Source organism: Myxococcus sp. MH1, assembly GCF_059738865.1.
In genome coordinates this window covers 3,378,572-3,389,870 of the sequence record NZ_AP026947.1, presented here as the reverse complement: position 1 = coordinate 3,389,870, position 11,299 = coordinate 3,378,572, and the positions used below count along the sequence as shown (strand labels likewise).

Genomic DNA, 11,299 nt, shown 5'->3' with positions numbered 1-11,299 from the left:
CTCAGGCGCCTCCCAGCCACAGGCCCGCGAGCCCCAGCGCGCACACCGGCCAGACGAAGCGCGTCGCCCGGGGCCACAGCGGCACCGCCAGCGCCAGCACCGGCGCCACCAGCATGGCCAGCACCACCGCGCACGTCAGCCCCACGCCCCACCCCTGCGCCCTCACCGCGAACGCCACGGACGCCGCCACGCACAGCGCGCCCAGCGCCCTCGCTCGGTGGCGATGGAGTCCGTCCGGAAGCGCGACGCCACGGAGCACGGCGAGGCCCAGCACCATCAGCAGGGTCGATGTCGCCATGTCCTCCTCGGGGGCACGCGGAAACTTGAGAATGATTCGCAGTTGCGAATCGCGCGCAGTTCAACTGCACCCGGGAAGGGATGTCAAGGCGCGTCGGGGAGCCGTCCTGGAGGGTCTCCGTCTATGCCTGGAACACGGGTTTCCGGCGCTGGGATTGGACGCCGGACGCCTGGAATCCAGGGGTCATCCGGAGCAGAGGAGCAGGCTCGGCCGCGCGCATCCGGCCACGCGTCTTGCGCCAACCCGGAGCGTTGCTGGAGCGTCCCCCTGCGAGAAGACGCGTCGCCCCCGGCACAGCCCGTGACGACGAGGACGACGCCGAGGAGCCAGAGGCCAGGACGCATTCCACACCTCCACGCCTTCCAGGGTGGAAGGCACGTGGCGGGAATGCTGTCACTGGCGTCTGACGCGCCTCAGGGCGCGTTGAAGAGGCTCGGGTCGCTCTGGCGGGAGCGGAACAGGTCGACGATGTAGTTCATGCGCTGGTCGAACTTCGACCAGTCATTGGCCGACGAGCCCCTCAGCGAGTTGGGCGTCTTGTCGTACTGGCCCAGCAGCCGGTTGAGGTCGCCGCTCTCAATCGTGCGCAGGTGCTCGGGGAAGGCGCCCTGGTTGCCCGGCGTGATGTCATCCCCCAGGCTGAGCGAGCCATTGGGCAGGCCAATCTTCATCATGTGCTCGGTCGCGAACTGGCGGAACTGGCCGGCCAGCGCGTCCACTACGCTGTCGATGGCCTTGTCCACCAGGCCCGTCGCCTCCGCGCCCTTGTAGGCGAGGTTGCCGGGGAACGGCAGCGCGTTGCCGAACCCATCCACGATGCCCTCGGCGATGGGGCGGAAGGTCTCCTTGAGCGGCGCGTTGAGCGCGCGGTCCACCTCGCCCTGGATGAGCGACTGCTCGTGCACGCCCACGCGGTTGTTGGCGGCCAGCATCAGCTCCGCCTTCTTGTTCGGGTCGCTCTCGAACATCGCCTTGGCATAGTCGGAGAAGGCCGCCTTGAGGTTCTCCTTCCCGGGCGGGAAGGCCGCCAGGTACTTCTCCACCTTCGCCGCGTCGTACTTCGTGTCGCCCTTGAAGGTCTCCGTGAAGCGCTGGAACTCCGGGGCGATGTCCTGGAACAGCTTCTTGTTGCCGTCCGCGATGGCGTCACTGACGCGGTTGAGCGCGTCCCGGATGGGGACCTTCAGCCCCTCCACCAGCAGCGGCGCCACGGGGCTGAGCACCGACAGCGCGCCCGCCGTCAGGCCACTGGCCCAGGCGTTGCTGTTCTTGAGCTGGTCCATGAAGACCTTGGGCAGGTCCTCCTGCCGGATGCTCACCCCGGCCTGCTTGGATGCCCAGACACCGAAGGTGGCCCAGTTGGCGTTCTCCTTGCCGAGCAGCCCCGCCATGTCATTGGACAGCTGGAAGTAGCCCTCCGTGATGGCCTGGTTGCGCGCCACCGGGTCCGTCATGTTGGAGATGGCCTCGATGTCCAGCCGGCCGCCCCGGGGCGGCGTCGCGGGGCTCTCCGCCAACGTCCGCTGCGGGTTGAGCTCCAGCCGAGGCTTCGCGCCCGGCGCCTCGAACAGGGACTCGTCCCGCAGCACGCGGTTCGGCGCGGCCGGCTTCGCCTGGGCGGGCGTCTTCTCCGCCGGCGGCGGCTCCGGCGGACGGACGACGGGCTGGCGACGGCGGTTCAGTTCGTTGATGGGGCTCATGTCTGGATTATCGGAGGCCGCGAACCCGGGTTGCCACCGAACCGTCCCTCACGACCCACCGGAAACAATCACTGGCGGAAACCCCTTACGCGGAATCATCCGACAGTGAGCTTCTCCACCGCGCCATGGAGGATTTCCAACTGCCGAGGCACCCGCTCCACCAGCTTCCCCGACACCGGGTCATTCGCGATGCGTCGCAAGGGGAGCTCGGGCATCGGCGGCGGCGTCTGTCCCTTGCGCAGGGACTCCGCCAGCACATCCAGCGTGCCGCTCGCCCTGTGCGCGACCACGTCCAGCACCTCCGAGGAGGCAATCACGCCCTTCTGCTCCCCCAACGCCGTCACCGAGGCGGCCAGCCTGCGCGAGTACGTCAACAGCGCCATCGCGGGCTCCAGCCGGTGCGCGGGGCCCCGGTACTCGGCCATCAGCCGCTCGAACGAGGCCTCCGCGTCGAGCAGCGCCAGGCCCAGATCCCTCCGCGCCGCGCTCACCCGGGGCTCGCGTCCATCGCGGCTCGCCGCCACCTGGCGGAAGTAGTTCCCATCCGCGAGCAGCACCGTCGCCGCCGCGTCCGGGAAGCGCCGCCGCTCCGGGTAGGGCCACAAGAGCCACACCCCCGCCAAGGCCAGCACACACGCCAGCAGCACCCCGAGCGCGCGGTTCTCCGCCACCGTCCAGTCCCCCGCGCTCAGCGTCGCGAGCAGGAGGAAGTCCGGGGTGAGCAGAATCTGGAAGGCGCCGAAGTTGAGGGGCAACAGCGACACGGAGGTGGCCGTCAGCACCCCAATCACCACGATGAGCACCAGCGGCGAGCCCACCTGCGTGGCAATCACCGCCGCGAGCGTCCCGCCCAATAGCGTGCCCGTGACGCGCTGGAGCGCGCGCTCCTCCGTGTTCGCCGAGTAGGGCTGCAGGATGCCGATGGTGGAGAGCACCACCCAGTACGCCTCGCCCAGCCCCAACGCGCGCGTGAGCATCAGCGCCACGGCGGCCACCGTCCCCGCGCGCAGCGCATGGCGCAGCACCACCGAGCGCGAGTGCAGGTTCGCGCGCAAGGGCTGCAGCAGCGGCCGTCGCTCGTCGGAGGGCAGCAGCGACCGGGCGTTCTCCAGCGACACCGGGTCTCCGCGCCGCATGGCCATGGCGGCCCGCTGCGCCGCCACGCAGTGGCCCCGCAGGCGCGCGAGCAACTCCGTCACCGAGACGGGGACCACCCGCAGCCACGAATCGTGTCGACCCAGCTCCTCGCTGTTGGTCGGGAACAGGGGCCAGAAGACGGCCGCCGCCTCCGGGGAGAGCGACACCTTGGCCACCCGCTCCGAGATGTCCGCGGACCAGTCACACACCCGCGCCACCTCCTCGCGCACCGGCCCCAGCCCGCGCTCGGGGCTCGCCACCTCCATCGCCTGCTCCAGGGCGAACAGCACGCCGAGCAGCTGCTCGCTCAGCTCCAACAGCACGAGCAGGTGCTCACCGCGCAGCGTCTCGTCCGCGCGCCCCACCCGCGTGGTCGCCAGCGTCTGGCGCGCCTTCTCGATCTTCGCGCGCAGGGGCAGGTGCCGCGCCGTGGCCACCGCCCACGTGTCCGCCGAGGCGCCCTCACGCGACAGCGTCGCCAGGTCCCTCGCTCCCGCCGCCAGCGACAGGTACACGTCCGCGATGGCCCGGCGCGAGGGGCGGTACGGATGCACCGGCCACAGCACCAGCGACTGGAGCATCGCCCAGCCGCCGCCCAACAGCAGCGCGCCTCCGCGCGTCAGCGCCGCGTCCAGCTCCACCGCGTGCGCCCCCAGCGACGCCACGAAGATGACCGCGAGCTTCTCCCCCACCGAGCCCGCCGTGTCGCCGTAGCACCGCGCGAAGGTCATCACGAAGACGCCCACGAGAATCAGCGTGGCGTCCAGCCACAACCGCCCGCCCGCCAGCGCCGCCACGGTGCCCACCAGCGCGCCGAGCATCGCCACGGCCCCCATCACCCTCGCCCGCCCCTGGTACGCGCCGCCCGGGTTCGCCAGCGTCACCAGCAATCCCGTGAGCCCCGTCCATCCGGCGTCCTTGAGGCCCAGCAACGTGGCGAGCGAGTACGGAATCGTCACGGCCAGCGCCGCGCGAATCCCCAACGCCCAGGCGGGCCGGCCCGGCTGGAGACGAAAGAATCTCCGGAGGTGACGCCACAGACGGTGCATCCCCACGACCTCCCCAGTCAGCGGTGAATGTCCTCATGTGGCCATGACCCGCCGCGTCGGTAAGCGTCGCGGGCGCGCGGGGACGCTCGACAGGTGTCAGGCGCCCGGGATGCCCGCGGGCGACCTCATGCCTCCTCGCACGCCACCAGGGGCGCCTCAGTACCCCACGTGCAGGCGCCCTGGGGGCAGCGCGGCCTCCAGTCGACGCACCTCGGACTCGGGCGCCTTGTCCATGCCCAGCTTGAACTGCTGGAGGCGGGCGAGCGGCGACAGGTCCTCCGGCAGCTGCCCCAGCTCGCCTTGCAGGAACCCCGCGTGGGTGAGCCTGGGCATGCGGCCCAGGCCGTCGACGAGGGCGCGCAGCTTCTCCGGCGGCGTGCCGAAGAAGCGCCACCACCAGAGCTTCTTGAGCTTCGGCAGCCGGGTGAGCACCTCGGGGAAGGTCTCCAGCCCCTTCGCGTCGAGGTACAGCTCCTCCAGGGACTCCAGGCCGGCGAACGACTCCGGCAGGCGCGTGAGGTGCTTGCAGTAGCGCAGGCTGAGCTTTCTGAGGGCGGTCAGCTGGCCCAGCTCCTCGGGCAGGGACGTCACCGGCAGGTCCTCGAGGCTGAGCGAGCGCAGCGCCTTGAGCTCACCGATGCGCGGTGGCACGACGTCGATGGGGTTGAAGTCCAGCGTGAGCCCCTCGAGCGCGGTGAGGGAGAAGACCTCGTCGGGAATCACCTTCAGCTTCTTCTGCGCGAGCGAGAGCCTGGGCGCCTTCTCCCCGCGCGCCACCTTCTCCCGCACGGCCGCGAGCGCCTTCTCCACCGGCCCGAGCTTCGTGTCGGCCAGCACGGGCTGCCCCGCGCGCAACATCGCCCGCAGGCGATGACCGCGGTGTCTTCAGTCCGGCGAGGCGGTGAGTCGTGGGAGACTTCCCAGCTTGAAGAGCTGGAAGGCGGCGAGCACCCCCGCGAGCAGGACGGCGGCCCCGACGAGCGCATTGCCTCCCCCGAACAGCTGAAGCAGCCCCATGCCGAGGTCGATGACACACAGCACCCAGCCCACCGTGGCACTGCGAGACCTCGCGAACAGCAAGGTGAGGGCGATGATGGGCGACATCAGACACAGGCTGCCCAACAGCATCACGCCACGGGGCGCACCCAGCGCGAGGGACGTGCTGAACAGGGCCTCGAGGATGAGGATGGCGATGACGCCCACCTGCACCCGGGTCAGGTCTCGAAGGAGCGCCGTCCGGACAGCCTCTGGCGCCTTGTCGCGGGCAAGGCAGTCCGCGCAGTGCGTCCGCTCCACCACGAGCAAGTCCGGCAGACAGGCTTCGCAGAAGAACCCGCCGCAGCGAGGACAGGGCTGGGCATCCTCCACCTCGGGGTGCCGCGGGCAGCGAGGGCCATCCAGCGCCGGCAACGGCTCTTGGGGTGACTCCACGCGGTCTGTCGGAACAGTCTTCTCCATGATCGACAGACAACAGCACCCGGGCGCGGAATGCCACGGACAAACAACCCCTGTCGAGAGGGAGTGTCCCGTTCGCGCATGCGGGCAAGGCTATTTGTGGCCCTTGCCCCTGCCCTTCTTCCCCTGCTGCTTCTTCGGCGCCTTGGCCTTGCCCTTCTTGGATTTGCTCTTCGAGGCAGGCTCGTCCTCGCCGGAATCCAGCTGCGCGCCCTCGTCCTCCACGAACCTGGAGCCCTCGACGAGCCTGGCCAGGAAGGCCCTCGCGGCCGCCGCGCCATCCACCGCGCCCTGGTCCTTTCCCGCGACTCCCGCGTCGGGCTCCTCGCCCATCGACGGCACCGAGACGGGCCTCGGCGCCTTGGGCGCCTCCGGATAATCGAATCGCTCCCAATCGCCTTCTTCGGACAGCGTGTCCTCGTAGGCCTGCGTCCACGCATGAGGGTAGGACTTCAGGAACTGGTCGATGTAGTCGATGCGCGCACGCGCGTCCCCGCGGCCCTCCGCCCGGGCCTGCGCCACATTCAGGTCCGAGCGCGCCTGCAGCTGCGTGAAGTGGTCCTGTGGCGACGGGATGTGCTCCGGCTCGGGCGCGGGCTCCTGGAATCCTGTCGCCTCCTCGACCAAGGCTTCATAGGCCTCCCGATAGTGGGGCGCATACAGGCGGCGGAACTCCTGGTCATACGCCTCGCGTGACGGAACGTCCTTCAACCTCGTCACGGCCTCCCGAGGGATTCCCGCCAGCACGATCTCCCGGTTGCGCAGGACGGTCTCGTTCGCGCGGTCGACCTCCCACCTCAAGGCACCCGGGACGTGGTCCTTCCCGAGCAGGCCCGCCAGCGCCCCCGCATCGAAGCCGCCTTCGGCGTAGTGGTGGAAGATCCACTCGGGGGGGACGCGGGCGAGGTCTATCGTCACTTCACCGAACCCGGAGAACCCCTTGCCCGCGTTGGACGTGATGGGCTTCTTCGTGGACCTGGCGGACAGCAACTTCCCCACCCCCTTGCGCGTCTGGAGGAAGGACAACAACTGCTCGTCGTCCTCGAAGGACTCCAGCTCGTCGTTGAAGTGGCTTTGGGCCCACTCCAGGTCCGTCTGCCGCTCCTTGTCGTCGTCCCCGGGTTGAGGCTTGCGAGAACGCTCCTTCGCCACTCCGGACTCCTTGAACGTGTAGCCCATCTGTCCCTGCACGCGCGCGTCAGGTCCGTCGTTGAGCGGCCGCAGCGCCTCACCCTCCTGATAGGCCTTGCGCTCCGGAGGCGTGATTCCACGGTAGGCCATGCGTCGCAGATAGGCGCCATGGACCCTCACGTAATCCTTCCCGCTCAGCCCCTCCAGGGTGTGCTTCTTGTAGACGGGTTGCGCGAGCCCCTCTTCTTCGACCTCCTCATAGGCGTCATCCCCCGTGAGCAGGCTCGCCACGGCGATGCCCCCATGAGAGATGAGCCCGTCCTCGCCGCGAGTGAAGCCCTCGCCGAGCGCGCCCATCAGCCCTTCGGAGGTCAGCTCCGCGGCCGCCAGCGCCTGGCTGTAGACGGTCTGCGCCCCGTGGTCGCCTTCGTGCCCGGTGAAGGCGGCCCGCGCCATCTGCTTCTGGTTGCGGACCTGCTCCTTGTAGGCCGCATAGGCGGCGGTGAGCCTGACGAGCCCTTCCGAGCCGTCGGCGCCTTCCGCGGGACGAAGCCCGAACTTCGGCCCGCCCACCCGCTGGATGGGGGCGGACGCATCACGCCCCGACAGGCTCGCGGACAACTTTGCCTGCGCCACCACGCGCGGCGACTGGTTGAGCCGGGCCTCCATCCGTTGGAGCGCGGCCTCGCGGGAGGTCGGCGCCGCGGGGACAGGGGCGACTCGACCCTCTGTCTTTTCAGATGAGAGCACCGCGCGCCGCGACTCGAAGCTCTTCATGAGGCACTCCTCGCGTCAGGCCTTGGAGCGTAGCCACCGGCCCTGACGTGTCCCACGCCCCCAACCTGGCGCGAGGAGTGACTGCGTTCCGCGAGCCTACGGCTGGGATTGCGGCGCGAAGCACGCGTCGGTCAGCTGCGTGTACCAGAGCTGTCCCGCCTCGGTGTCGTCATACGCGCTGAAGTACACCCGCGAGCCCAGCCGGAAGTACTCACGAGGGTAGGACGAGGTCGAGAGGGCCGTGTTCGCGATGTCCCGCAGCTTGCGCGTGCCGGACGGCGTGCCGTTGCTCACCCACGGCTCGATGCCACCTCCGTCGGCCTCGTAGGCGCTGAAGAAGACCAGGTCGTCCGACACGGCATACACGGGCGAGGCGTACTCGTCCGAGAGGCTCAGCGGCCGGCGCAGCCGCACCGTTCCGCCCGCGGTGCCATCCGTCACCCAGAGCTGCGAGTCGCGCGGCGCGGGGCCATTGCTGCCGATGATGACGGAGAAGAACAGCTTCGAGCCTCCCGGGGGGATGCTGACGCTGTCGATGGAGGGGAACGCCTCGCCCAGCGAGGTGTAGTCATTGGGCAGGCTGACCACGGACGTCGGGGTGCCGCCCGCCAGAGGCACCTGGTAGAGGACCATGTACTGCGTCGTCAGGGACGTGGTGGTGACATAGACGGTCGACCCCAGCGCGCCCAGCAGGCGCACGTCCCGGGTGGCGCCGAAGGACGCCAGGCGCAGCGTGCCGCCCGACGTGCCGTCCGTCTTCCACAGCTCCTGGAGCCCCGAGTCCTGACGCAGGATGAAGAGCGTGAGCCCATCCTGGGTCCGCGCGTCCTTGATGAAGGCATTGGGCCCCGACGTGAGCCGCTTGACCTGGACGGTGCCCGCCGACGTGCCGTCCGTCTTCCAGAGGCTGGTGCCGCCGGACAAGTCCCGCACGAAGAAGCGCAGCGTGTTGTTCGACGCGCCGGACAGGTAGCTCACCTCCGCGTCGGCGCCGAAGTCACGCACGCGTGACGTGCCGCCGGCCGAGCCATCCGACGCCCACAGCTCGTAGCGCACGCGCGTGGAGCCCGACTCGTAGCGCTCCAGGAAGAACACCACCGAGCCGCTGCCGGTGGCCGTCATGTGCGTCGGATACGAGCTGGCCGTCCCCGGCGTCAGGTCCTCCACCATGCGGGTGCCGCCCGAGGTGCCGTCGCTCACCCACAGCTCCGTGCCGTGCACGACGTCCGCCGCCCGGAAGAACAGCAGGGACGAGGTGGGCGTGAGACCGCCGAGCGGCGGCGTGAAGTTCCCCTCCGTCGCGGGGAGGCTCTTGATTTCAGTGGTCCCCGCCGCGGCGCCGTTGCTGCGCCACAGCGCCCGCTTCCCATCCTCGTAGTTCACCGCGAAGTGCAGCTGGCCCTTGAAGCGCACGAAGTCACTGGGGCTCGCCGCGTAGCGCGGAATCCCGATGTCCGAGGGCGGGAGGATGGTCTTCACACGCTGGGTGGAATCCTCCGTCGGCAGGCAATAGGAACCATCCAACCGCTCCTCTGCCTCCTCGGCGGGGGCGGGCACCTCCTCCCCGGGAAGCGCACCGCCACAACCCGCCCCCAACACCAGCAACGACGACACCATCCACCCACCACGCCACGACATGCTGCCCCCTACTGAAGAGACTGGGAGGGAGGGTGTGTCGTGTCATTCCCCGTGCAAAGTGCCCCCAGGACCTACCCTGCTCGCCTGCCTGGACTGACAAGGCGTGTGGTGGGACATGTGCACCGGTTCGGTCTCGTGAGATGTGCCAGGGCGTTCAGCGCATCCCGCGGCCTCTCTAAGCTCGTGGCTCCGTCCAGGGAGCGTGATGCCCATGAAGGTCCACGAGCGGCCGCGCAACACCACGCACCACGCCGAAGCACACAAGCCTCGCGCCACCGCTGGCGACAGCCTGGAGTCTGCCTCGGGCGCACGCCAACGCACGCTGCAGCGGATGTTGGACCACCGGCCCGCGGTCCAGTCGCTGCTCCAGCGACAGCGCGACGCGGACCAGGGCTCGCGCGCGAGGACGTCGACCGCGCGGACCGGCGGCGTGGTCCAGCGCTTCACCGAGGAGGCGGGCTATCGCATCTCCGCGAACCGCGCGTTCGCGCTGCCCGCCGAGAACGAAACGCAGCGGTTCTTCGCCACGCCCGCCCTCATCGAGCGGTCCAACCGCATCCTCGAGGCGATGGGCTCGCGCGTGAGGCTCCTCGCTGGAGACGACGCCCCCGAAGCACTGGCGGGAATGCAGTCCGTGACGCCCAGGGCGGTCGTCGCCGAGCAGCCCCTCTTCGACGTCCACGAGTGCATCGATGTGGCGGACCGCGTGACGAACTCGGGGCAGACCCACGCCCTCTACCAGGGCCCCGATGACGCCGACCTGGCCTTGCGCAGACAGAACCCCTACCCGGGGGCCGTCGGGGAGCTCAACCTCATCGCCCGGGAACTGACGAACCAGGAGGCGCCCACCCCTCAGGGTGTCGTCGCCGCCCAGGAAGCGCGCTTCGGAGAGGACGACTTGGAATCATTCCGCTTCACCTACGGGGACGGCCTCGAGGTCGAGACCAGCTCGCTGCAAGAGGCCTCCACGCTGCTGGAGGACGCCATCCCCAGCCAACCGCTGCGCCGGGCCTTGCTCAAGAACATCATGAAGGACCGGTATGAGTACCAGCCAGGCTTCCAGCAGTTCGCCGTGGAGGTGCTCACCCCGCTCATCCAGGCGGGCCATGTCGGGGAGGAGCTCGAGACCCAGGCGGGCTGGGCCACCCGGCTCGCCCAGCACCTCGATGCCCGCTTGGCGGACGACAGGAACGCCACGACGACGGCCTACCGGGAACTGCCCGAGCAGACGATGAGCGAGAGGAGCCGACGGATTGGCGTCAACGCCCACGCACGTCCCGAGGTCGGAGAGTCCTACGCCATCGTCGGCACCCGCGAGCGCACCGCCGAGGACCCACAGCAACTCTGGAGCTTCCACTTCGCGGCGGTGATCGCACGCGACGGCGAGGACAGCCTCACGCTCGAGAACTTCAACCGGGAGGATGACGCCGAGGGAACCTCACGGTGGTACTTCGACATGCAGGGCCCCGAGGCCCAGTCCTTCCACGCGAAGCACCAGGCCACCGTCGCGGGCGCGCTCACGCTGCGGATGGGCGCCCCCGCGACCGAGGAGCTCCGAGCGCAGGCCCTGGACCGGCTGCCCGAAGGCACCTCCGAGGAGCTCACCGCGCGAATCCAGGAGGCCCGCACGCGCGCGGGGCTCGCCGCCATCCTCGCGGACGCGACAGGCACAGCGGACTCGGACGCCACCGACGAAACGTGACGCACCGCCACGCCCCCGCTGAAACGACTTTCGAAGGAATCTCTCCGCCGTCGTTCGTACAACGGTGGCCATGAATGAAGCCGTGTAACACACCGCATCCAATGTCTTGGATTGGTCCGGCGCACCCGACCCGTGACACATCCAAGCACCATAAGTAGAAACCACTACGACGGAATGAATGACTTTCCGTCGTGTTTCTGGCAGAGTCCCGAGACGTCGCCGAGCAGTGAGCCAGGATTCCGAGACCAGGGGGGTCGCGCGGTTTTCACGCGATAGGAATTGCCACGACGGCATGGATTGCCGCAACCCCTCCAGCTGAATGTGTCACCCGACGTGCGGGGTGCTCCCTGGGGACTGGGAGCACGCCGCGCGTAGCAGGGCTCTTGCCTCGTGAGTCGGGGCGGAGTCGACG

The 11,299-nt window shown here is 69.4% G+C and carries 8 protein-coding genes; 1 reads left to right on the top strand and 7 read right to left on the bottom strand.

What is annotated here, in order from left to right; translation table 11 throughout:
- Position 1: 1 nt before the first annotated feature.
- The 7 genes from AC6JA9_RS13715 to AC6JA9_RS13685 form a co-directional block, all read right to left on the bottom strand.
- Positions 2-298, bottom strand: a complete 297-nt coding sequence (locus tag AC6JA9_RS13715; RefSeq protein ID WP_141326279.1) for a DUF3325 family protein — start codon at positions 296-298, stop codon at positions 2-4.
- A 413-nt stretch (positions 299-711) separates the two neighbouring features.
- A complete protein-coding gene (locus AC6JA9_RS13710; protein ID WP_497959892.1) occupies positions 712-1,998 on the bottom strand; it encodes a hypothetical protein in 1,287 nt (428 codons plus the stop codon).
- Positions 1,999-2,093: 95 nt separating this feature from the next.
- On the bottom strand, positions 2,094-4,184 hold the full coding sequence (locus AC6JA9_RS13705; protein ID WP_223751512.1) for an FUSC family protein: 2,091 nt from the start codon (positions 4,182-4,184) through the stop codon (positions 2,094-2,096).
- Between the two features lie 156 nt (positions 4,185-4,340).
- Positions 4,341-5,021: a leucine-rich repeat domain-containing protein gene (locus AC6JA9_RS13700; RefSeq protein ID WP_223785037.1), complete on the bottom strand. Its 681-nt coding sequence runs from the start codon at positions 5,019-5,021 to the stop codon at positions 4,341-4,343.
- A 48-nt stretch (positions 5,022-5,069) separates the two neighbouring features.
- The gene (locus AC6JA9_RS13695) at positions 5,070-5,642 is read right to left on the bottom strand and encodes a hypothetical protein (protein WP_141332636.1); all 573 of its coding nucleotides are present in this window, start codon (positions 5,640-5,642) and stop codon (positions 5,070-5,072) included.
- A 90-nt stretch (positions 5,643-5,732) separates the two neighbouring features.
- Complete coding sequence (locus AC6JA9_RS13690; protein WP_473570789.1) at positions 5,733-7,547, bottom strand: hypothetical protein; 1,815 nt, start codon at positions 7,545-7,547, stop codon at positions 5,733-5,735.
- A 96-nt stretch (positions 7,548-7,643) separates the two neighbouring features.
- Positions 7,644-9,185: an ELWxxDGT repeat protein gene (locus AC6JA9_RS13685; protein WP_497959890.1), complete on the bottom strand. Its 1,542-nt coding sequence runs from the start codon at positions 9,183-9,185 to the stop codon at positions 7,644-7,646.
- Between the two features lie 211 nt (positions 9,186-9,396).
- Between AC6JA9_RS13685 and AC6JA9_RS13680 the strand changes: the two genes are divergently transcribed.
- Positions 9,397-10,887 (top strand): hypothetical protein, encoded by a 1,491-nt coding sequence (locus tag AC6JA9_RS13680; protein WP_408891057.1) that lies wholly within the window; start codon positions 9,397-9,399, stop codon positions 10,885-10,887.
- Positions 10,888-11,299: the final 412 nt, after the last annotated feature.

What these genes read in the sequence shown, in the direction of transcription:
- AC6JA9_RS13715 (WP_141326279.1), bottom strand. Translation starts at nt 298, where the DNA reads ATGGCGACATCGACCCTGCTGATGGTGCTGGGCCTCGCCGTGCTCCGT.
- AC6JA9_RS13695 (WP_141332636.1), bottom strand. Translation starts at nt 5,642, where the DNA reads ATGGAGAAGACTGTTCCGACAGACCGCGTGGAGTCACCCCAAGAGCCG.
- AC6JA9_RS13685 (WP_497959890.1), bottom strand. Translation starts at nt 9,185, where the DNA reads ATGTCGTGGCGTGGTGGGTGGATGGTGTCGTCGTTGCTGGTGTTGGGG.
- AC6JA9_RS13710 (WP_497959892.1), bottom strand. Translation starts at nt 1,998, where the DNA reads ATGAGCCCCATCAACGAACTGAACCGCCGTCGCCAGCCCGTCGTCCGT.
- AC6JA9_RS13705 (WP_223751512.1), bottom strand. Translation starts at nt 4,184, where the DNA reads ATGCACCGTCTGTGGCGTCACCTCCGGAGATTCTTTCGTCTCCAGCCG.
- AC6JA9_RS13690 (WP_473570789.1), bottom strand. Translation starts at nt 7,547, where the DNA reads ATGAAGAGCTTCGAGTCGCGGCGCGCGGTGCTCTCATCTGAAAAGACA.
- AC6JA9_RS13680 (WP_408891057.1), top strand. Translation starts at nt 9,397, where the DNA reads ATGAAGGTCCACGAGCGGCCGCGCAACACCACGCACCACGCCGAAGCA.